This is a genomic window from Pseudomonas sp. GW821-FHT02H09 (assembly GCF_059421425.1).
On the sequence record NZ_JBWKVA010000011.1, the window covers coordinates 41,264 to 61,542 of the forward strand.

The following is a 20,279-nucleotide window of genomic DNA, read 5'->3' on the forward strand; positions in this document are numbered from 1 at the left end:
GTCGGATTAGCTATGCAGGATCTGGTTTTTTCCCGGGAAGTCGTCAGGCAGTGGGTCGCTGCATCCTGTTGAAGCCGTTGATAACCTTGCTTGCCGGAAGCGGAAATCATCGAGCAATACAATAATAAATTACCTGAGGAAAGCGACATGCTCGATTTGACACAAGTACTTACCTATTCGGCAGCGCTGGGCATCGCGGCCGCCATTCCCGGCCCCGGCATGGCGGCGCTGGTGGCGCGCAGCGTCAGCGGTGGCGCGTTGTCGGGCTTTTGTCTGCTGTTTGGGTTGATTCTCGGCGATCTGACCTACCTGTCATTTGCGGTCTTTGGTCTGGCGATGATCGCCGAGCACTTCAATGCGTTGTTCCAGCTGGTACGCTGGGCGGCGGCGCTGTACCTGTGCTATCTGGCCTGGCAGTTTTGGTTCGCCAACCATCAGGCTATCGAAGTCGGCAAGCAGGTGAAGAAGAAGGAGCTGCTGTCGGCGGCGATATCCGGTCTGACCATTACCCTGGGCAACCCGAAGACCATCGCCTTTTATCTGGCGTTGTTGCCGCTGGTGATCAACCTTGAGACGGTCTCGTTGCAGACCTGGGGGCTGATGCTGGTGCCACTGACCATTCTCGTTCTGCTGGGCGTTGGCGCGCTGTTCATTGTCGGCGCGGTGCGCATCCGGCACCTGCTGTCGAGCTTGCGAGCGCAACAGCGGCTGTTCCGCGGCGCGGCGGCGATCATGGTAGCGGCTGCCGCGGCGATGCTGATTCGTTGAGGCCCTCAGTGGCCGTGGCTGCGCCCTGCATCGGAGTGTTCCGCTTGCGGCGCGGTCACGGCGCCACTCATTGCCGGCTCTTCAACTCACAGCTTGTAACCGATCTGTCGCAACAGGTTCTTGCGCCACAGGATGTCTTCGTCGCCTTCAATGTCCTTGGCGCAGAAGCTATCCACTACGCCCAGGATCGCTCGTCCTTGCTCTATTTCAGCGAGAATGACTTCAGTTGGATTGGCTGTCGCACAAGGAATTTGTGAGGCCATGAGGGGAACTCAACCGCGATATTGCCCCGGCGTCGCCGCCAGATGTTGCTTGAACGCCCGCTGAAAATGCGCCTGATCGGCAAACCCGGCTTCCAGTGCGACATCGGCAATCAATTTGCCGCTGCGCAGTTGCGCTCGGGCGAACTGGATACGCCGATTCACCAGAAACGCATGAGGGGTCATGCCATAGTGCTGCTTGAAGGCGCGGGTCAGGTAGGAGGCCGATAGCTGCGCAGCCTCACAGATGTCATCGAGCTTCAACGCCAACGTGCAATTGTCCCGGATGTACTCTGCCGCCCGTTCGAGCTTGAGGTTGATCTCACGGCCCAGGAGTTCGGAGGGGTTGAGTCTTTGCTGCAAGTCAGAGAAAAACGCCACTGCGCTGTTGTGTTTTTGCAGTGGTTCGGCCTGTTCGTCGATCAGTACCTCATACAGCCGGTTCAGCCCTGCATACAGGCTGGCGTCGGTGGTATGGGTGGTGGAGAAAGCCCGAAAGTCCAGCTCCGGACTGAACCCCAGCGTGTGCTGAAGATCGGTCAGCCAAGGCGTGTCGACGTAGAACATGCGATACGACCAGGGCTGATCGTCGATCGGGTTGCAGGCGTGGACATCACCGGGATTCATCAGCACTACGGTACCGGCGCCGACCCTCAGGTGACTGTTCTCATGAATGTAGGTGCTTTGCCCTGCGGTAATTGCACCGATGGAAAAGTGCTCGTGTGAATGTCGGGCGTAGCAGACCTCGCGGCCGTCCGCGATGGAGCGGACTTCGATAAAAGGCAAGGCTTCGTCACGCCAGAAGCGTGGCGCCTTGTCAGCATCTTTCGCAGGGTTATGGGTCATCGTCGGGCGTCCATCGGCAGGCCAGCTATAGAGTGTATTAGCTCTGACCGGCAAAGGCTTGCTCGAGTGCGGCAATATCGATTTTCTTCATCTGCAACATGGCTTGCATGGCCCGTTGGGATTTTGTTGTGTCGGGATCTTTCATCATCTGCATCAGCACGGTCGGAACAATCTGCCAGGAAACGCCAAATTTATCCCTGAGCCAGCCGCACTGCTGGGCTTGTTTGTCACCGCCTTCAGACAGGGCGTTCCAGAAGTGGTCGACTTCATCCTGGGTCTGGCAGTTGACCTGGAACGAAATGGCCTCGCTGAAGGTGAACACCGGTCCGCCGTTCAGGCCGGTAAAGGTTTGACCGTCCAGCTCAAAACTGACAGTCATCACCGAACCTTCGGGCCGGCCATGAAGCTCGAAACCGGCTTTGCCATAGCGAGTGATAGCGGTGATTTTCGAGTGATCGAAGAGTGAGCAATAAAACCCGGCGGCGGCTTCGGCCTGGTCGTCAAACCACAGGCATGGAGTGATCTTTTGAATGCGTTGCATGGCGGTTCTCCTTTTCGGTAGTCACGGCGCAATAACAGCGTAGCCCCCCGATAGTCGTCCGGCCGCGCCGTAGATCGACAATTATGTCCTGATCTGGAAAATGAGAATGCTTCAATATGCAGTCTTAATGACTGCGCATATGGTCATTAAGACCAGTTATGCTTATGGTCATATTGACTATTGTTGTCTTAAATGGCTAATACATATGGTATTTAAACTTGGCGCGGGACTTGATCGGTCAACAGTACAACTGAACCATTTCAGGAGTACGCCCAAGTGTTTGAATTCTTCAGCTCCCCTCAGAATGTCCTGCACCTATCGAGCAAGGTCCTTGGGCTCGGTGTGGTCCTGCTGTGCACCGGCGTCATTGGTGCCTATGGTTACGAAGGTCAACTCGGGATCGTGACGCTGGTGTCCATGCTGTTTCTTATGCGTTACACAGGGATTTTGTTCGGGCCACGGCTATAAGGAAATTGATGGGTGTCAGCAAAGGGCGGCTTCGAAAGAAGCGGCCCTTTTTCGTGACCGGTGGTCGCTGAAAATGAACCGCTTGGCAAAGTGCGCTTAGCTCTATGGATAACCCAATGCGCGCGTAGACCGGGTCGGCCACAGCGTCGCAGCTCAAGGACCCCGTGAGTCCTGTCATCGGCATGAGGGATAACCATGCTTACGCTCAACATCAACGGCAAAGCGCAGCAGTTCGACGTCGCCGATGACATGCCACTGCTTTGGGTGCTGCGCGACGTGGCACACCTGACTGGCACCAAGTTTGGCTGCGGCATTGCGCAATGCGGTGCCTGCACCGTGCATGTCGATGGCGCGCCGTTGCGCTCCTGTATCACCCCGGCCTCGGCGGTGGCCAAAGGGCAAAAAATCCTCACCATCGAGGGCCTGTCGAAAGACGGCTCGCACCCGGTGCAGCGGGCCTGGGCTGAGCTCGATGTGGTGCAGTGCGGTTACTGTCAGTCCGGACAAATCATGTCGGCAGCAGCCTTGCTGGCGAAAATTCCCTCGCCGAGCAACCGCGATATCGATCAGGCCTTGTCGGGGAATATCTGTCGTTGCGGTACCTATCCACGTATTCGCGCTGCAGTGAAGCGCGCGGCCGAGCTCGGCTGAAAAGCCGCGGTGCGCCGTTGGCACGTACTTGTGGACCTGGAGGCTTGGCGATGAATCGCGTGATAGAGACTTCGCGGCGTAACTTTCTCAAAAGCACAGTACTGATAGGCGGAGGCCTGGTCGTGGCCTTTGTCATTCCCGGGGCCCATCGTTTCACCCAGGCTGAGTCAGGGACGGACAGACCTTTTGCGCCCAACGCCTTTCTGCGCATCGCCAGTGATGGCAGCGTCACGGTGCTGCTGGGGCATTCGGAAATGGGTCAAGGCATCTGGACCGGGTTGTCCATGCTGATCGCCGAGGAGCTGGACGCCGATTGGTCGAAGATTCGCGTCGAACATGCTCCGGCAGCGGCGGTTTATGGCTTGCCGGCGTTTGGCGGGATGCAGATGACCGGTGGCTCGACGTCCACCTGGATGGAGTTCGACCGTTACCGTCTGGCCGGAGCGACCGCCCGGATCATGTTGATCGAGGCGGCTGCCAAACGCTTTAACGTCGCTCCCTCCGAAATTCGTACCGAGCAAGGACAGGTCATTGCCGGTGATCATCGGGCCAGTTATGGCGAGTTGGCCAATGACGCCGGTCAGCTACCGCTGCCGGATCCGGCCTCGATAAAGCTCAAGGAGGCGAAAGACTGGAAAGTGATCGGCAAGCCGACCAAACGTCTCGACACCCCGGAGAAAATCACTGGGCGGGCCCGGTTCGGCATGGACGTGCAGTTCGAGGGGCTGCTGACGGCGATGGTCGCTCGTTCGCCGGTGTTTGGCGGTACCGTCAAATCCTTCGACAGCGCAGCAGCCATGGCGATACCGGGGGTACGCAAGGTGGTGCAGGTGCCCACCGGCGTTGCGGTGGTTGCCGAGCATTTCTGGGCGGCGAAACTGGGCCGTGATGCACTGAAGGTCGAATGGGACCTGGGGCCCCATGCCGATCTGGACAGTGGGACGCTACTGGAAACATTTCGCAAGTTGGCCACCACGCAAGGCGTGTCTGCGACCCAGGCTGGCGATGCGGCTGGCACCTTGGCCAAGGCGGTGAAAACCGTCGTCGCCGAATACAGCGTGCCGTACCTGGCCCATGCGCCGATGGAACCGCTCAACTGTACGGTCAAGCTCACTGCGGACAAATGCGAAATCTGGACTGGCACTCAATTCCAGACCATGGATCAGCAAACTGCAGCGAAAATCACTGGCCTCAAGCCCGAGCAAGTCGAGATCCATACGACCTTTCTGGGCGGAGGTTTTGGCCGGCGAGCCAACCCGTCGTCGGACTTTGTCAGCGAAGCGGTGCAGGTGGCCAAAGCGGCCCAGGCACTGGTCAAGACTGTCTGGGCCCGCGAGGATGATGTGCGCGGCGGTTACTACCGTTCGGCGTTTTTGCATCAGGCGCGTATCGGTCTTGGTGCTGATGGGCTACCGATTGCCTGGAAGCACGTGGTGGTGGGGCAGTCGATCATGGCTGGCACACCGTTCGAAGCAGGTTTTGTAAAGAACGGTATCGACGGTACGTCCGTCGAGGGGCTGGCCGACGGGCCTTATATGAAAGGTCTGGCGAATCATCAGGTGGATCTGCATTCACCGAAAACCGGGATCCCGGTGTTGTGGATGCGTTCGGTGGGGCACAGTCACACCGCGTTTGTCGTGGAGTCGTTGATCGATGAGTTGGCCACAGCGGCCGGTAAAGATCCGGTGGAATACCGGCGGATGTTGCTCAAGGACCACCCGCGGCATTTGGGCGCGCTGAATCTGGCGGTGGAGAAGGCCGGGTGGGGAGCGCCCTTGCCCGATGGGCATGCGTTGGGGGTTGCCGTGCATGAGTCGTTCGGCAGTTACGTCGCTCAGGTGGCCGAAGTTTCGCAGGACAACCTGGCGATCCGTGTACATCGGGTTGTCTGCGCCGTGGACTGCGGAATTGCGGTGAATCCGGCCAGCATTGCCGCGCAAATGGAGTCCTGCATCGCCTTTGGCCTGAGTTCGACCTTGCACAGCAAACTCACGATCAAGGCGGGACGCGTTGTGCAGTCCAACTACCATGACTATCAGGTGCTGCGCCTGAACGAAATGCCGCTGGTCCAGGTGCATATCGTGCCCAGCAGCGACAAGCCCGGTGGCATCGGTGAAGCCGGTGTACCGCCCACGGCGCCGGCGGTGGCCAACGCGGTGTTTGCCTTGACCGGTCAACGCTTGCGCGAATTACCGTTGCGCCTGGCAGGGGTTTGAGATGAAAAGACAGTTGTTTCTGGGCACGTTGATATTGATCGGCTTTGGTGGCTATGCCGACGATCTGTTTGCCAGGGATGAGGCGGCGCTGGCAGCCTTTGCCACGGTGCAGAAAGTCTTCCAGAGCCCGCGTTGCCAGAACTGCCACATACCCGGCGATTCGCCGTTGCAATTCGATGCCGGCGTTCCTCATGCCATGGACGTGGTGCGCGGTGAGGACGGCAAGGGTGCGGCGGGATTGCCTTGCGCAACCTGCCACGCCGAGACCAATCCTCCCGCCAGTTACGGACCTCACGCGCCACCGGGCGCGCCGAACTGGAGCCTGCCGCCGCCCGCGCACAAAATGGCCTGGATTGGCCTGCCGGCCGATAAGCTGTGCCAGCTCATCAAGGATAAATCGAGTAATGGCGACCGCGACTTTGCCGCGCTGATCAAACACGTCAGCGACGACAAACTGGTGCTGTGGGGCTGGAACCCCGGCGGAACACGGGCACCGGTGCCGGTCGCCCATGACATTTTTGTCACCCAGTTCAAACTGTGGGCCACAGCGGGTGGGCCGTGCCCGCTGGGGCACGGCATGGAGACGACTCAGCTAAGGTGAGAGATATCGCGGAGTAAATCCGCGTGTGGACTGATCAACGGAACATACATGCCAAAGGAGTGCGTGATGCTGGCCCCAATCAAACCTGTCAATGAGAATGCCCGCGTAGAGACTCTGCGCTCGTTGAATGTCCTCGACACCTCCCCGGAGGAGCGCTTCGACCGCCTGACCCGTCTGGCCAGGCGCGTGTTCAATGTGCCGATCGCCTTGGTCAGTCTGGTGGATGCAGACCGGCAATGGTTCAAGTCCGGCGCTGGGCTGGCGGTCAGTGAGACCGGGCGTGATATTTCCTTTTGCGGCCATGCGATCCTCGAGGACCAGATGCTGATGGTGTTGGATGCGCAGCGCGATGAGCGCTTCCATGACAACCCGCTGGTCGTCGGCGAACCAGGCGTTCGTTTTTATGCGGGCTGCCCGCTGACCGCCGCTAATGGCGACACACTCGGTACCTTGTGCCTGATCGACACGAAACCCCGCCAACTGAACGACGAAGAGCGCGAGCTGCTAAGTGAGCTTGCGCGCATGGCTGAGCAGGAGTTGGCGGCAGTGCAGGTGGCGAGCATGGATGAACTGACGCTGCTGTCTAATCGCCATGGTTTCGAGGCCTTGGCCCAACACGGGTTGAGCGCTTGTAAACGGCTGAAAAAACCGGCGACGCTGCTATTTTTTTACCTCGACGACTTCAAACGGATCAGCGATTGGTACGGCCATGCCGAGTGTGATAACGCGCTTAAAACCTTCGCTGACGTGCTTCGCATCGCGTTTCGTGAAAGTGATGTGATCGGCCGTTTGGATGGGGATGAATTCGTGGCGTTGCTGACCGGCTCCCATCACGTGGAGACTTCGGCAATCATGGCGCGCCTGCAAGAGATTCTGGATGAGCGTAACTCGACCTTGCAGCGCGGCTACGCCATCCGCTTCAGCGTCGGCCAGATCGAATATGACCTGCAGCGTCACGAATCGATCGAGGATTTGCTGGCCGATGCCGACTGGGCGATACATACACATAAGCAGGTTTTCAGGAAACGTTAATACCTCGTCCTCAGGCTTACTTGGCGAACAACTGATCGATGTCCTTGAATGCCTTGAACTCCAGGGCATTGCCGCAAGGGTCGAAGAGGAACATGGTGGCTTGTTCGCCCACCTGGCCCTTGAAACGGATGCAGGGTTCGATCACGAACCGGGTGTCGAGGGATTTCAGTCGTTCGGCCAGGGTTTCCCACTCATCCATCGCCAACACCACGCCAAAATGCGGGACCGGAACGTCATGACCGTCCACGGCATTGGTGTGTGCGGATTCTTGCGAAGCGGTTTTGGCATGTTCATGGATGACCAGTTGATGGCCGAAAAAATTGAAGTCGACCCAGTGATCGCTGGAACGACCTTCTTCCAGGCCGAACACTTGGCCATAGAAACGGCGCGCTGCAGGTAGATCGAAAACCGGGATGGCCAGGTGAAAGGGAGAAAGTTTCATAGGATCAATCCTCGGTTGTAGGGAGTCGAACTGATTCTAGACTTGTTGTTTTTGATTGAAAGACCCAAATTTTTGCGTCCAGCTCAAATTATTTCGATCTGTTGAGTCAGGTCGACACTGGCGAAGTCGATCTGGCGATGCTGATCAAACCGCCCTTTGAGCTACCCAAGGAGCTGTCTGCACAGGTCATTCGCCGGGAGATCGTGCTACTTGTACTGCATGACCAGGGTAATTTGCCCATTCAACAGCTGTTTGCCCGGTGTTTGCCGGAAGGCGTTCAGGAGGCGTAGTTCAGTGGGGGAGCGGGCTCATAAAAAACCCGCCAATTGGCGGGTTTTTTCACAGCGTGGGCATCACTCTTCGAGGTTGCCCATGGCGGTGGTGTTGAAGCCGCCGTCTACATACATGATTTCGCCGCTGATGCCGGATGCCAGGTCCGAACACAGGAAGGCGCCGGCATTGCCGACTTCGTCGATGGTTACGTTACGACGCAGCGGAGTTTGCGCTTCGTTGGCGGCCAGCATTTTGCGGAAGTTCTTGATGCCGGAGGCGGCGAGGGTGCGGATCGGGCCGGCCGATACGGCGTTGACGCGAGTGCCTTCCGGGCCCAGGGAGCCAGCCAGGTAACGAACGCCCGCTTCCAGGGAAGCCTTGGCCATGCCCATCACGTTGTAGTTCGGCATGGTGCGCTCGGCACCCAGGTACGACAGGGTCAGCAGGCTGCCGTTACGGCCTTTCATCATTTCGCGACCGGCTTTGGCCAGGGCCACGAAGCTGTAGGCGCTGATATCGTGAGCGATGCGGAAACCTTCACGGGTGGTGGCTTCGGTGAAGTCGCCGTCCAGTTGGTCGCCCGGGGCGAAGCCGACGGAGTGGACGATGCAGTCCAGGCCATCCCACTTCTTGCTCAGATCGATGAAGACCTTGGCGATTTCTTCATCGCTGGCCACGTCGCAAGGGAAGCACAGCTCAGGGCCCGAACCCCAGCCAGCGGCAAACTCTTCGACACGACCTTTGAGTTTGTCGTTCTGATAAGTGAAGGCAAGCTCAGCGCCCTCGCGATGCATGGCGGCAGCGATGCCGGATGCGATGGACAGCTTGCTGGCGACACCGACGATCAGTACGCGCTTACCGGCGAGAAAACCCATGTGTTGCTCCTCTCTTCAGGTTATTCGACAGCTGTTGGGGCCAGAAAAGCGGCCTCCAGCAGCTGCTGTGTATAGGGATGTTGCGGTGCGGCAAAAATGTTTTGCGCCTCACCTTGTTCGACCACCTGGCCGTGCTTGACCACCATCAACTGGTGGCTGAGCGCTTTGACTACCGCCAGGTCATGGCTGATAAACAAATACGTCAGGTTGTACTTGGTTTGCAGTGAACGCAGCAGCTCCACTACCTGGCGCTGGACTGTCCGGTCGAGCGCCGAAGTGGGCTCGTCGAGCAGAATCAACGCCGGTTTTAGCACTAATGCCCGGGCAATGGCGATTCTTTGTCGTTGCCCGCCGGAGAACTCATGGGGGTAGCGGTTCCGGGTTTCCGGGTCCAGACCTACTTCCTTGAGCGCTGCGATAATCGCTTGTTCCTGTTCGGCCTGCGTGCCCATCTTATGAATCCGCAGGCCTTCGCCGACAATCTGGCCCACGCTCATCCGTGGGCTCAGGCTGCCGAAGGGGTCCTGAAAGACCACCTGCATTTCCCGCCGCAGCGGTCGAACCTGTTGCTGCGTCAGGCAGTCTAGCTGCTTGCCCTCGAAACGGATCGCGCCTTTGCTGCCGATCAACCGCAAGATCGCCAGGCCCAGGGTGGATTTGCCGGAACCACTTTCACCGACGATCCCCAGGGTCTGGCCCTGAGGCAGGCTGAAATTGATGCCATCTACCGCTTTCACGTAATCGACGGTGTTGCGCAGAAAGCCTTTCTTGATCGGGAACCAGACTTTCAGATCCTCGACTTCCAGTAACGGCGCGCCGGCCATATTGGTCGCCGGGTTGCCGCGAGGCTCCGCTGCCAGCAGCTCCTGAGTGTAAGGATGCCGTGGTGCGCGGAACAACTCTTCGCACGATGCCTGTTCGACGATACAACCACGCTGCATGACACATACCCGATGCGCAATTCTTCGTACAAGGTTCAAGTCGTGGCTGATCAGTAGCAACGCCATGCCCAGACGGGCCTGCAACTCCTTGAGCAACTCGAGGATTTTCAGCTGAACGGTGACGTCCAGGGCGGTAGTCGGTTCGTCGGCGATCAGCAGTTCCGGCTCGTTTGCCAGGGCCATGGCGATCATCACCCTTTGCCGCTGGCCGCCAGATAACTCGTGGGGAAGGGCTTTGAGGCGTTTGTGTGGCTCGGGGATGCCTACCAGCTCAAGCAATTCCAGTGTGCGTTTGGTCGCGACTTTGCCGCTCAGGCCTTTGTGCAGACCGAGCACTTCGTTGATTTGTTTCTCGATCGAGTGCAGCGGGTTCAGCGACGTCATCGGTTCCTGAAAGATCATCGCGATCCGGTTGCCACGGATGTGGCGGATGGTTTTTTCTCTCTGGCTCAGCAAGTCCTGTCCGGCGTACAGGATGGCGCCGGTCGGATGGTGTGCCAAGGGGTAGGGCAGCAGGCGCAGGATCGAATGCGCGGTCACCGATTTACCCGATCCGCTTTCGCCCACCAGGGCCAGGGTTTCACCGCGTTTGATATTGAAGCTGACGCCTTCGACCACCCGCTGGCGGCGTTCGCCGACGACAAACTCGACGGAGAGGTCGCGGACTTCGATCAGATTGTCCTGATGCATTTCACTTCCTCGGGTCGAAGGCGTCGCGAGCGGACTCGCCGATAAACACCAGCAGGCTCAACATTATCGCCAGCACGGCGAAGGCGCTCATGCCCAGCCACGGCGCTTGCAGGTTGGATTTACCCTGGGCCACCAGCTCGCCTAGGGACGGCGCGCCGGGGGGTAGACCAAAGCCGAGGAAATCCAGAGCAGTCAGGGTGCCGATGGCGCCGGTGAGGATGAACGGCATGAAGGTCATGGTCGACACCATGGCGTTGGGCAGGATGTGGCGGAACATGATCGCACCGTTCTGCATGCCCAGCGCCCGGGCGGCACGTACGTATTCGAGATTGCGACCACGCAGGAACTCCGCGCGCACCACGTCCACCAGGCTCATCCAGGAGAACAGCAGCATGATCCCCAGCAGCCACCAGAAGTTCGGCTGCACGAAACTGGCGAGGATGATCAGCAGATACAGCACCGGCAACCCGGACCAGATCTCCAGAAAACGCTGCCCGGCCAGGTCGACCCAGCCACCATAGAAACCCTGCAAGGCACCGGCGATCACGCCGATGATCGAACTGAGGATGGTCAGCGTCAGGGCGAACAACACCGAAACCCGAAACCCGTAGATTACCCGGGCCAGCACGTCGCGACCCTGATCGTCGGTGCCCAGCCAGTTATCGGCCGAAGGCGGCGCGGGTGCCGGGACTTTCAGGTCGTAATTGATGCTCTGATAGCTGAATGGAATCGGCGCCCACAGGATCCAGGCGCCCTTGGCCTTCAGCAGTTCGCGGATGTACGGGCTCTTGTAGTTGGCTTCCAGCGGGAATTCGCCGCCGAAGGTGGTTTCCGGATAACGCTTGAGCGCCGGGAAATACCAGCCGCCGTCGTAATGCACGGCCAGCGGTTTGTCGTTGGCGATCAGCTCGGCACCCAGGCTTGCGCCGAACAGGATCAGAAACAGCCATAGCGACCACCAGCCACGCCTGTTGGTCTTGAACAGTTCGAGACGTCGGCGATTGAGGGGGGAAAGATTCATCTCAATGCTCCCGGCTTTCGAAGTCGATACGCGGATCGACCAGGGTATAGGTGAGGTCGCCGATCAGTTTCACTACAAGACCCAGCAGGGTGAAGATAAATAGCGTGCCGAACACTACCGGGTAGTCGCGGTTGATCGCCGCTTCGAAACTCATCAGGCCCATGCCGTCGAGGGAGAAAATCACTTCCACCAGCAAGGAGCCTGTAAAGAAGATCCCGATGAAGGCTGACGGGAAACCGGCGATCACCAGCAGCATGGCGTTGCGGAACACGTGACCGTAAAGCACTCCGTGATTGGTCAGGCCTTTGGCCTTGGCGGTGATCACGTATTGCTTGTTGATCTCGTCGAGAAAGCTGTTTTTCGTCAGCAAGGTCATGGTCGCGAAGTTGCCGATCACCAGTGCCGTCACGGGCAGTGCCAGGTGCCAGAAGTAGTCTCGGATCTTGCCGACCCAGCTCAGTTCATCGAAGTTGTTCGAGGTCAGGCCTCGTAATGGGAACCAGTCGAAATAACTGCCACCGGCGAACACCACGATCAGCAGGATGGCGAACAAAAACGCCGGGATTGCGTAGCCGACGATGATCGCCGAACTGGTCCAGACGTCGAAATGGCTGCCGTGCCGAGTGGCCTTGGCAATCCCCAGCGGAATCGACACCAGATACATGATCAGCGTGCTCCAGAGCCCAAGTGAAATGGACACCGGCAATTTTTCCTTGATCAGGTCGACGACCTTGGCGTCGCGGAAAAAGCTGTCGCCAAAATCCAGAGTGGCGTAGTTCTTGACCATGATCCACAAACGTTCCGGCGCCGACTTGTCAAAGCCGTACATGTGCTCGATCTCTTTGACCAGTGCCGGGTCCAGGCCCTGGGCACCGCGGTAGCTGGAACCGGCCACCGACACTTCTGCGCCGCCGCCAGCGATGCGGCTGGTGGCACCTTCGAACCCCTCGAGTTTGGCGATCATCTGTTCTACCGGTCCACCGGGGGCCGCCTGGATGATCAAGAAGTTGATCAGCAAAATACCGAACAGGGTCGGGATAATCAGCAACAGTCGCCGAAAAATATACGCCAGCATCTTATTGCTCCACGCCTGCAGGTTCGGCTTGCACCTTGGTTTGAACTTCTATCGCCGGTTTGGCGTCGGGTTTGATCCACCAGGTGGAAATGCCCACCTCATTGGTCGGCGAGACCTTGGGGTGACCGAGATGATTCCAGTACGCGACGCGCCAAGTCTTGATGTGCCAGTTCGGGATCACGTAGTAGCCCCACTGCAATACCCTGTCGAGGGCGCGAGCATGGGCTACCAGGCTTTTGCGCGAATCGGCGTTGATCAACTGATCGACAAGCTGGTCGATGACCGGGTCTTTCAAGCCCATGGAGTTGCGGCTGCCGGGTTTGTCGGCACTTTCGGACTTCCAGAACTCGCGCTGTTCGTTGCCCGGCGAACTGGACTGCGGGAAGCTGCCGACCACCATATCGAAATCCCGCGAGCGCAGGCGATTGATGTACTGGGAAACGTCGACCCGACGGATCACCAGATCGATCCCCAGATCGCTGAGGTTGCGCTTGAACGGCAGCAGTACCCGCTCGAACTCGGTCTGGGCCAGTAGAAACTCGATGATCACCGGCTTGCCGTTAGCGTCGACCATTTTGTCGTCGACGATGCGCCAGCCAGCTTCTTGCAAGAGTTGATAGGCCTTGCGCTGCTGGGTGCGGATCATGCCGCTGGCGTCGGTCAGCGGGTTCTGGAACGCCTCGCTGAACACCTGCTCGGGAATTTTTCCTCTGAACGGATCGAGGATCGCCAGTTGATCCTGATCCGGCAGACCAGTGGCGGCCATTTCCGAGTTTTCGAAGTAGCTGCGGGTGCGTACGTAGGCGCCGTTGAACAGTTGCTTGTTGGTCCATTCGAAGTCCAGCAACAGGCTCAGGGCCTGACGCACCCGAACATCCTGGAACACCGGGCGGCGCAGATTGAAGACAAAACCTTGCATGCCGGTAGGGTTGCCGTTGGGGATCTGTTCCTTGATCAATCGACCCTCGGTAACCGCCGGAATGTTGTAGGCATTGGCCCAGTTCTTCGCGGTCATTTCCAGCCAATAGTCGAACTGACCGGCCTTCAGGGCTTCCAGTGCTACGGTGTTGTCGCGGTAGTAATCGATGGCCATGGTGTCGAAGTTGTAGAAACCACGGTTGACCGGCAGATCCTTGCCCCAGTAGTCCTTGACCCGCTCATAGCGAATCGAGCGCCCGGCCTTCACCGAAGTGACTTTGTAGGGGCCACTGCCCAGCGGGATCTCCAGGTTGCCTTTGCTGAAATCGCGGTTTTCCCACCAGTGTTTGGGCAATACCGGCAATTGCCCGAGGATCAGCGGCAATTCGCGGTTGTTATTGTGTTTGAACTTGAACAGTACTCGCAACGGGTCTTCGGCGACCACCTCTTCGACGTCAGCGTAGTAACCGCGGTACAGCGGGGCGCCATTTTTTATCAGGGTCTGAAAGCTGAACACCACGTCGTCGGCACGAACCGGGTGGCCATCGTGGAAACGGGCCTCGGGTCGCAGGTAAAAGCGCACCCAGGTGTTGTCCGGGGCCTTTTCGATTTTGCTGGCGATCAGGCCGTATTCGGTGAATGGCTCGTCGAGCCCCTGTTTGGCCAGGGTGTCGTAGATCAGGTTGATGTTGTCGGCTGGAACGCCCTTGTTGATGAACGGATTGAGACTGTCGAAGCCACCAAAACCGGCCTGGCGGAAGGTGCCGCCCTTGGGCGCATCCGGGTTGACGTAATTGAAGTACTTGAAATCTTCCGGGTATTTAGGCGGTTCGTTGTACAGCGTCAGGGCATGTTGCGGGGCAGCTTGGGCAGCGCACGCAAGTCCCGTGAACAACAGGCCACAGGCCCGCAGGAGCAGGGCACGCAAGGGCATCATTGGGCTTTCTCCGAAGGCTTCAGCCACCATGCGCTCAGACCCAGGTCGTAAGGGGGCGTGGTGACGAAGGCGAACCGGTTGCGGTACGCCAGGCGGTGATAATTGAGATACCAGTTGGGGATAATGTAATGCTGCCACAACAGTACCCGGTCCAGGGCTTTGCCTGCGGCCAGTTGTTCGTCGCGGGTCTTGGCCGCGAGTAACTGTTCCAGCAGATGATCGACCACCGGGTTGGCGATACCCGCATAGTTTTTGCTGCCCTTGACCCCGACCTGGCTGGAATGGAAGTACTGCCATTGCTCCAGGCCCGGGCTGAGGGTTTGGTCGAGAGTCATCAGGATCATGTCGAAATCGAACTGGTCGAGGCGCTGTTTGTACTGCGCGCGATCCACTGTGCGCAGGCGGGCGTCGATGCCGATGCTGGCGAGGTTCTCGGCGTAGGGTTGCAGAAGCCGTTCCAGGTTGGGATTGACCAGCAGGATTTCGAAACGCAGGGGCTGGCCGGCGCTGTTCTGCAGGCGTTGACCATTGAGCTTCCAGCCGGCTTCAGCCAAAAGCCCGAGGGCGCGACGCAGGGTTTCCCGCGGGATGCCGCGGCCATCGGTTTGCGGCAGGCTGAAGGGCTGGGTAAACAGGTCGGCGGGCAACTGGTTGCGATACGGCGCGAGCATCAGCCATTCGTGGCCGACCGGAACGCCTGTGGCGGAAAACTCGCTGTTGGGGTAGTAGCTCATGGCCCGTTTATAGGCACCGCTGAACAGTGTGCGGTTGGTCCACTCGAAATCGAACATCAGGCCCAGTGCTTCGCGCACCTTGATATCGGCGAAAGTACTGCGGCGGCCGTTCATGAACAGCCCTTGGGTCTGGGTCGGAATCTGGTGGGCGATCTGCGCCTTGATCACCTCCCCACGGCCTGCCGCCGGGAAGTTATAGCCATTGGCCCAGTTCTTGGCCTGGTGTTCGATGTAGATATCGAACTCGCCGGCCTTGAACGCTTCGAAGGCCACATCGCTGTCGCGGTAGAACTCAACCTCGACCCGGTCGAAGTTGTATTTGCCGCGATTGACCGGCAGGTCCTTGCCCCAGTAATCCTTGACCCGCTCGAACACCAGCTGTCGACCGGGTTGTACCTGGGTGATTCGATAAGGACCACTGCCCAATGGCGGCTCAAAGGAAGTAGCCTTGAAGTCGCGGCCTTCCCAGTAATGCTGTGGCAGCACCGGCAGTTCGCCCAGACGCAAGATCATCAGTGGATTGCCAGCACGTTTGAAGACGAAGCGGATACGTTGCGGGTTGAGGATGTCGACCCGTAGCACTTCCTGCAGGTTGGTCCGGTATTGCGGATGGCCTTCCTTGAGCAGCAAGCGGTAGGAAAACGCTACGTCGTAGGCGGTGATCGGCGTGCCATCGTGAAAGCGCGCTTCGGGCCGCAGGTTGAACACCACCCAGCTGCGGTCTTCGCTGAATTCCACGGATTGGGCGATCAGGCCATAGCTGGACGTTGGCTCATCGCCCGAGGGGGCGTATTGGCCGGTGCCGGCCATCAGGGGTTCATTCAGCTCGTTGACGCCGTATTGCAGGAAGTTGGGCGTCGAAACCGGGCTGGTGCCCTTGAACGTGTAGGGGTTGAGTGTATCGAAGGTGCCAAATGCCATGATCCGCAAGATACCGCCTTTTGGCGCTGCAGGATTGACCCAATCGAAATGGGTGAATTTGGCCGGATACTTGAGCGTGCCGAACTGCGCATAACCATGGCTTTCGCTGATCGTCGCGCTTGCGGGAAAGCTCAAGGCCAGACTGATTAGGAGCAGGAGGAGGGGACGCGTCAAGGCAGAGATCCGATCCAGGCGGCTTGGGCTTTGTGATCGGTACAGTAACAGCTTGTATCGACAGGAAAAAGGTCGTGCACCTGTGGCGAGGGGGCTTGCCACAAGCGCCTGACTTTAACCGCTCTCAATGCGATAAATAAACGGTCAGCGTCTGCCCCGGCTTCAGTGCCTTGGCCGTGTTCGGGTTCCAGCGCTTGAGGTGCTGCATCTCTACATTGAAACGTTTGGCAACCATGTACAGCGAGTCGCCTTGCTTGACCTTGTACTGGGTCGCCTTCTTGCTGCTGGCAACGCCGTTGCTTTTGCCTTTGCTGGTGTCTTGCATGACCAGCGTCTGCCCGACTTTCAGATTTTTGCCGGTCAGTTTGTTCCAGCGTTGCAAATCCTTGATGTCGACCTTGTTGGCCTTGGCGATCAACGACAGGTTGTCACCGTGTTTCACCCGATAGTTGCGTTTCAACCTGGCCAGTTCGTGGCTGTCCATACCCTCGAAGACGGGTTTGAGCGGGCGCTGACTGATCAGCTCTTCGGGTTTCATGGTCGACAGGCTGTCGGCCAGCAACTGTGCCTTGGACGTCGGCACCAGCAAATGCTGGGGGCCATCGATGGTGGTGCGTTGCTTGAAGGCCGGGTTGAGCTGGAACAGTTCGTCTTCGTCGATATTGGCCACGGCAGCGACACGGGACAGGTCCATGCGCTGATTGATTTCGACGACCTGGAAGTAGGGTGCATTGGCAATCGGGCTCAGGTTGACGCCATAAGCTTCGGGCGCCAGCACCACCTGGGACAAGGCCAGCAGTTTAGGTACATAAGCCTGGGTTTCGGCAGGCAACGGCAGGTTCCAGTAGTCAGTCGGCAGGCCGAGTCTTTCGTTACGCTCGATGGCCCGGCTGACAGTACCTTCACCAGAGTTGTAGGCGGCCAGCGCCAGCAGCCAGTCGCCGTTGAACATGTCATGCAAACGGGTCAGGTAATCCAGTGCGGCAGTGGTCGAAGCTGTGATGTCGCGGCGGCCGTCGTAGAAACGGGTCTGACGCAGGTTGAAGTAACGCCCGGTGGACGGGATGAACTGCCACAGTCCAACGGCATCGGCCCGGGAGTAGGCCAACGGGTTGTAGGCACTTTCAATCACCGGCAGCAGCGCGAGCTCCAGCGGCATATTGCGTTCTTCAAGGCGTTCGATGATGTAATGGATATACAGGCTGCCGCGGTCACCGGCGTTTTCCAGAAACGACGGGTTGCTGGCGAACCACAAGCGCTGTTGCTCGATGCGCGGGTTTACGCCAAGGCCCTCTTGCAACTGGAAGCCCAGGCGCATGCGCTCCCAGACATCCTGAGCGGCTTGCGGATTGGGTTTTTCGTTGAGCCAGATAGGCTTTTGCTTGATGTGGCTGGAAAGATTCGGAGTGTGCACCGCGTCGGTTTGCGGGGCATAGTTGGTGCTTTGGCAGCCCGCCAGGGTGGCGGACACAGCCACCGCGATGGCTTGAGCCAGGCGGGTCAATGCGTCTGAATTGTTGGTTTTACGAATAGATGACGACATTGGCTGGAAGAAAGTTCCGGGCAAAAATGTCGGGCGATTCTAGAAAGCACGGAAGGTGCGGTCAACCATTCAGAATTTTTGTACCAATGGTGGCTCGGCTTAGAACTTATCTTTCCAGGCGCGCAAGGCAGCGAAAACTGCACTGGGAGCCCGGTTATCCAGGCCATTCCGCTCGTCCGCTTTTTGTTTAACGGATGTTTCGCCAGTACGCAGGAAAGGGTTGGTGAGTTTTTCCAGGGCCAGGGTCGAGGGTAAGGTCATGCGGCCGGTTTCTCGCAATTGAGTAACCGTCGCCAGACGTTCAGCGATGTACGGGTTGGTCGGTTCGACGGCCTGGGCAAAACGCAGATTGCTCAGGGTATATTCGTGGGTGCAGTACACCAGCGTGTCTTCAGGCAAGGCCGCCAGACGCGTCAAAGAGTTGTGCATCTGTTGCGGCGAACCTTCAAACAGACGCCCGCAACCGGCGGCGAACAGGGTGTCGCCACAGAACAGCAGCCCGTGATGGTAAAATGCGATATGCCCCAGGGTATGGCCTGGAACGGCCAATACCTCGAAATCCCGGCCGAGCACGCTGATGCGGTCGTTGTCGTTCAGGGCCACATCACGCGCCGGAATGTTTTCGCTCGCCGGACCGTAGACCTTGGCACCCGAGGCTTTTTTCAGTTGCTCGACGCCTCCGACATGATCATGGTGATGGTGCGTGACGAGAATGTCGCTCAGCGTCCACTCAGGATGTTGCTCAAGCCATGCCTGTACCGGCGCGGCATCACCCGGGTCGACCACGGCACAGCGCCGGGTGCTGTGATCTTGTAACAACCAGATGTAGTTGTCGGTGAAGGCGGGCAGGGCACTGATCTGTATCATCGTCGGATTCGCCAAGCGGAAAACAATGGCGCATCTTAGAACTTCTTGGCGAGTTGGAGAATGCAATGACCGATAAAGCGTTCGCTCAGGCTGATCCTGACTGGTTGGCATTGATCAGCGCGGCCCGTGAGTGGCTGTCAGGTCCCATCGGGCAATTTTTGCTGGATGAAGAACGGCGCATGCTCGAAGACGAGCTGGGGCGGTTCTTTGGCGGCTACCTGGTGCATTACGGTCCTTCGGCCGAGGCGCCGCCAGCGGCACCGCAAGTGCAGCGCAATGTCCGGCTCGGTGCACCGCTACCCGGGGTGGAGATCGTCTGCGAGGAGCAGGCCTGGCCGCTCAGTGAGCATGCCGCCGACGTGGTGGTATTGCAGCACGGTCTGGATTTTTGCCTGTCGCCCCATGGTTTGCTCCGTGAAGCCGCCAGCAGCGTGCGTCCTGGCGGACATTTGCTGATTGTCGGAATCAACCCCTGGAGTAGCTGGGGCTTGCGCCATGTGTTCGCCCATGACGCGCTAAGCAAGGCCCGCTGCATTTCGCCTTCGCGGGTAGGCGACTGGCTGAACCTGCTGGGCTTTGCGCTGGAGAAACGCCGCTTCGGGTGCTATCGTCCGCCGCTTGCGTCCCCCGCCTGGCAGGCCCGTCTGGCCGGTTGGGAGCGCAAGGCCGGCGACTGGCAGTTGTCCGGCGGCGGCTTTTATTTGCTGGTGGCACGCAAGATCGTGGTTGGCTTGAGGCCGGTGCGTCAGGTTCGGCGCGAACCAATGGGCAAGCTGATTCCGTTGCCGATGGCCAAGGTCAATCGTCGCCACATCGAGCCGTAAAACACTCTTTATATTCCCCGGCCGGGCTTGCCCGGCCAAGGGTCTGTTGACGTTTGGTGACGGCTTGTCACCCTGCATCAGCAGGCCCTGGGACGTTGCCGGTCAACGATCGGCAAGCCACAGGCATTTTCTGGATAGGTTGGCATGAGCGATAGCGTAGAACTCTTCACCGACGGCGCCTGCAAGGGCAACCCCGGCCCTGGCGGCTGGGGCGCATTGCTGGTGTGCAAGGGCGTTGAAAAAGAACTTTGGGGTGGCGAAGCCAATACCACTAACAACCGCATGGAGCTGATGGGGGCGATTCGTGGCCTGGAAGAGCTCAAACGCCCTTGCGACGTGCTGCTGGTCACCGACTCGCAATACGTGATGAAAGGCATCAACGAGTGGATGGACAACTGGAAGAAACGCGGCTGGAAAACCGCTGCGAAGGAACCGGTGAAAAACGCTGACCTGTGGAAGATGCTCGATGAACAGGTCAATCGCCATAACGTCACCTGGAAATGGGTTCGCGGGCATATCGGCCATCACGGTAACGAGCGTGCCGATCAGCTGGCCAACCGTGGCGTGGATGAGGTGCGGGGCTACAAGCCGGCGTAAACGACTCTGTCTGGTGCCGATTGCGCCCGCCAGGGCGGGCGCGACCGCGAGGCGAACGCAGGCT

19 protein-coding genes and 2 pseudogenes are annotated in these 20,279 nt (G+C 58.8%); 9 read left to right on the forward strand and 12 right to left on the reverse strand.

Annotated elements, in window-relative coordinates:
• Positions 1-147 precede the first annotated feature (147 nt).
• Positions 148-768, forward strand: coding sequence for a LysE family translocator (locus AC07VR_RS16460; RefSeq protein ID WP_494991434.1), 621 nt, complete (start codon positions 148-150; stop codon positions 766-768).
• A gap of 86 nt (positions 769-854) precedes the next feature.
• Here the strand turns inward: AC07VR_RS16460 and AC07VR_RS16465 are convergent.
• The 3 genes and pseudogenes from AC07VR_RS16465 to AC07VR_RS16475 form a co-directional block, all read right to left on the reverse strand.
• Positions 855-1,013 (reverse strand): annotated as a pseudogene (locus tag AC07VR_RS16465) (adenosine-specific kinase); the annotation flags it as partial.
• 27 nt (positions 1,014-1,040) lie between these two features.
• Entirely contained in the window at positions 1,041-1,874 is an 834-nt protein-coding gene (locus tag AC07VR_RS16470) for an AraC family transcriptional regulator (RefSeq protein WP_495011850.1), read from the reverse strand.
• A gap of 37 nt (positions 1,875-1,911) precedes the next feature.
• Positions 1,912-2,415, reverse strand: a complete 504-nt coding sequence (locus AC07VR_RS16475; RefSeq protein WP_495011851.1) for a VOC family protein — start codon at positions 2,413-2,415, stop codon at positions 1,912-1,914.
• Between the two features lie 276 nt (positions 2,416-2,691).
• On the opposite strand from AC07VR_RS16475, the gene AC07VR_RS16480 reads away from it, so the two are divergent.
• From AC07VR_RS16480 to AC07VR_RS16500, 5 genes are all read left to right on the forward strand, one after another.
• Positions 2,692-2,883 (forward strand): hypothetical protein, encoded by a 192-nt coding sequence (locus AC07VR_RS16480; protein ID WP_495011852.1) that lies wholly within the window; start codon positions 2,692-2,694, stop codon positions 2,881-2,883.
• A 195-nt stretch (positions 2,884-3,078) separates the two neighbouring features.
• Positions 3,079-3,534, forward strand: coding sequence for a (2Fe-2S)-binding protein (locus AC07VR_RS16485; RefSeq protein WP_494991439.1), 456 nt, complete (start codon positions 3,079-3,081; stop codon positions 3,532-3,534).
• 50 nt (positions 3,535-3,584) lie between these two features.
• The gene (locus tag AC07VR_RS16490; RefSeq protein WP_495011853.1) at positions 3,585-5,750 is read left to right on the forward strand and encodes a xanthine dehydrogenase family protein molybdopterin-binding subunit; all 2,166 of its coding nucleotides are present in this window, start codon (positions 3,585-3,587) and stop codon (positions 5,748-5,750) included.
• A gap of 1 nt (position 5,751) precedes the next feature.
• Positions 5,752-6,351 carry a hypothetical protein gene (locus tag AC07VR_RS16495; protein WP_495011854.1) on the forward strand — a complete coding sequence of 200 codons (600 nt, stop codon included), beginning with the start codon at positions 5,752-5,754 and terminating at the stop codon, positions 6,349-6,351.
• Positions 6,352-6,417: 66 nt separating this feature from the next.
• On the forward strand, positions 6,418-7,383 hold the full coding sequence (locus AC07VR_RS16500) for a GGDEF domain-containing protein (protein ID WP_495011855.1): 966 nt from the start codon (positions 6,418-6,420) through the stop codon (positions 7,381-7,383).
• Between the two features lie 16 nt (positions 7,384-7,399).
• On the opposite strand, the gene AC07VR_RS16505 is transcribed toward AC07VR_RS16500, so the two are convergent.
• Complete coding sequence (locus tag AC07VR_RS16505) at positions 7,400-7,825, reverse strand: VOC family protein (protein WP_495011856.1); 426 nt, start codon at positions 7,823-7,825, stop codon at positions 7,400-7,402.
• 95 nt (positions 7,826-7,920) lie between these two features.
• Here AC07VR_RS16505 and AC07VR_RS16510 point away from each other — a divergent pair.
• Positions 7,921-8,076, forward strand: a pseudogene (locus AC07VR_RS16510) (LysR family transcriptional regulator); the annotation flags it as partial.
• A 102-nt stretch (positions 8,077-8,178) separates the two neighbouring features.
• Here AC07VR_RS16510 and fabI read toward each other — a convergent pair.
• From fabI to gloB, 8 genes are all read right to left on the reverse strand, one after another.
• The gene (gene fabI / locus AC07VR_RS16515) at positions 8,179-8,973 is read right to left on the reverse strand and encodes an enoyl-ACP reductase FabI (RefSeq protein WP_494991444.1); all 795 of its coding nucleotides are present in this window, start codon (positions 8,971-8,973) and stop codon (positions 8,179-8,181) included.
• Between the two features lie 20 nt (positions 8,974-8,993).
• Entirely contained in the window at positions 8,994-10,604 is a 1,611-nt protein-coding gene (locus AC07VR_RS16520; protein WP_495011857.1) for an ABC transporter ATP-binding protein, read from the reverse strand.
• Position 10,605: 1 nt separating this feature from the next.
• Positions 10,606-11,625, reverse strand: a complete 1,020-nt coding sequence (locus AC07VR_RS16525; RefSeq protein WP_495011858.1) for an ABC transporter permease — start codon at positions 11,623-11,625, stop codon at positions 10,606-10,608.
• Position 11,626: 1 nt separating this feature from the next.
• Complete coding sequence (locus tag AC07VR_RS16530) at positions 11,627-12,700, reverse strand: microcin C ABC transporter permease YejB (RefSeq protein ID WP_495011859.1); 1,074 nt, start codon at positions 12,698-12,700, stop codon at positions 11,627-11,629.
• A gap of 1 nt (position 12,701) precedes the next feature.
• The gene (locus tag AC07VR_RS16535) at positions 12,702-14,555 is read right to left on the reverse strand and encodes an extracellular solute-binding protein (protein WP_495011860.1); all 1,854 of its coding nucleotides are present in this window, start codon (positions 14,553-14,555) and stop codon (positions 12,702-12,704) included.
• Positions 14,552-16,384 carry an extracellular solute-binding protein gene (locus tag AC07VR_RS16540; RefSeq protein ID WP_495011861.1) on the reverse strand — a complete coding sequence of 611 codons (1,833 nt, stop codon included), beginning with the start codon at positions 16,382-16,384 and terminating at the stop codon, positions 14,552-14,554. The genes AC07VR_RS16535 and AC07VR_RS16540 overlap by 4 nt, the downstream gene beginning before the upstream one ends.
• 124 nt (positions 16,385-16,508) lie before the next feature.
• Positions 16,509-17,927 carry a transglycosylase SLT domain-containing protein gene (locus tag AC07VR_RS16545; protein WP_494991450.1) on the reverse strand — a complete coding sequence of 473 codons (1,419 nt, stop codon included), beginning with the start codon at positions 17,925-17,927 and terminating at the stop codon, positions 16,509-16,511.
• A 99-nt stretch (positions 17,928-18,026) separates the two neighbouring features.
• Positions 18,027-18,794 (reverse strand): hydroxyacylglutathione hydrolase, encoded by a 768-nt coding sequence (gene gloB, locus AC07VR_RS16550; RefSeq protein ID WP_495011862.1) that lies wholly within the window; start codon positions 18,792-18,794, stop codon positions 18,027-18,029.
• A 65-nt stretch (positions 18,795-18,859) separates the two neighbouring features.
• Here gloB and AC07VR_RS16555 point away from each other — a divergent pair, with 65 nt between their 5' ends.
• Together AC07VR_RS16555 and rnhA are read left to right on the forward strand one after the other, a co-directional pair.
• On the forward strand, positions 18,860-19,618 hold the full coding sequence (locus tag AC07VR_RS16555) for a methyltransferase domain-containing protein (protein ID WP_494991452.1): 759 nt from the start codon (positions 18,860-18,862) through the stop codon (positions 19,616-19,618).
• A 144-nt stretch (positions 19,619-19,762) separates the two neighbouring features.
• Positions 19,763-20,215 carry a ribonuclease HI gene (rnhA, locus tag AC07VR_RS16560; protein ID WP_494991453.1) on the forward strand — a complete coding sequence of 151 codons (453 nt, stop codon included), beginning with the start codon at positions 19,763-19,765 and terminating at the stop codon, positions 20,213-20,215.
• The last annotated feature ends 64 nt before the right edge of the window (positions 20,216-20,279 follow it).

Coding starts and splice junctions, on each gene's coding strand:
- AC07VR_RS16525 (WP_495011858.1), bottom strand. CDS start 11,625: ATGAATCTTTCCCCCCTCAATCGCCGACGTCTCGAACTGTTCAAGACC.
- AC07VR_RS16470 (WP_495011850.1), bottom strand. CDS start 1,874: ATGACCCATAACCCTGCGAAAGATGCTGACAAGGCGCCACGCTTCTGG.
- AC07VR_RS16490 (WP_495011853.1), top strand. CDS start 3,585: ATGAATCGCGTGATAGAGACTTCGCGGCGTAACTTTCTCAAAAGCACA.
- AC07VR_RS16495 (WP_495011854.1), top strand. CDS start 5,752: ATGAAAAGACAGTTGTTTCTGGGCACGTTGATATTGATCGGCTTTGGT.
- AC07VR_RS16555 (WP_494991452.1), top strand. CDS start 18,860: ATGACCGATAAAGCGTTCGCTCAGGCTGATCCTGACTGGTTGGCATTG.
- rnhA (WP_494991453.1), top strand. CDS start 19,763: ATGAGCGATAGCGTAGAACTCTTCACCGACGGCGCCTGCAAGGGCAAC.
- AC07VR_RS16505 (WP_495011856.1), bottom strand. CDS start 7,825: ATGAAACTTTCTCCCTTTCACCTGGCCATCCCGGTTTTCGATCTACCT.
- AC07VR_RS16500 (WP_495011855.1), top strand. CDS start 6,418: ATGCTGGCCCCAATCAAACCTGTCAATGAGAATGCCCGCGTAGAGACT.
- AC07VR_RS16545 (WP_494991450.1), bottom strand. CDS start 17,927: ATGTCGTCATCTATTCGTAAAACCAACAATTCAGACGCATTGACCCGC.
- gloB (WP_495011862.1), bottom strand. CDS start 18,794: ATGATACAGATCAGTGCCCTGCCCGCCTTCACCGACAACTACATCTGG.
- AC07VR_RS16520 (WP_495011857.1), bottom strand. CDS start 10,604: ATGCATCAGGACAATCTGATCGAAGTCCGCGACCTCTCCGTCGAGTTT.
- fabI (WP_494991444.1), bottom strand. CDS start 8,973: ATGGGTTTTCTCGCCGGTAAGCGCGTACTGATCGTCGGTGTCGCCAGC.
- AC07VR_RS16460 (WP_494991434.1), top strand. CDS start 148: ATGCTCGATTTGACACAAGTACTTACCTATTCGGCAGCGCTGGGCATC.
- AC07VR_RS16475 (WP_495011851.1), bottom strand. CDS start 2,415: ATGCAACGCATTCAAAAGATCACTCCATGCCTGTGGTTTGACGACCAG.
- AC07VR_RS16485 (WP_494991439.1), top strand. CDS start 3,079: ATGCTTACGCTCAACATCAACGGCAAAGCGCAGCAGTTCGACGTCGCC.
- AC07VR_RS16535 (WP_495011860.1), bottom strand. CDS start 14,555: ATGATGCCCTTGCGTGCCCTGCTCCTGCGGGCCTGTGGCCTGTTGTTC.
- AC07VR_RS16530 (WP_495011859.1), bottom strand. CDS start 12,700: ATGCTGGCGTATATTTTTCGGCGACTGTTGCTGATTATCCCGACCCTG.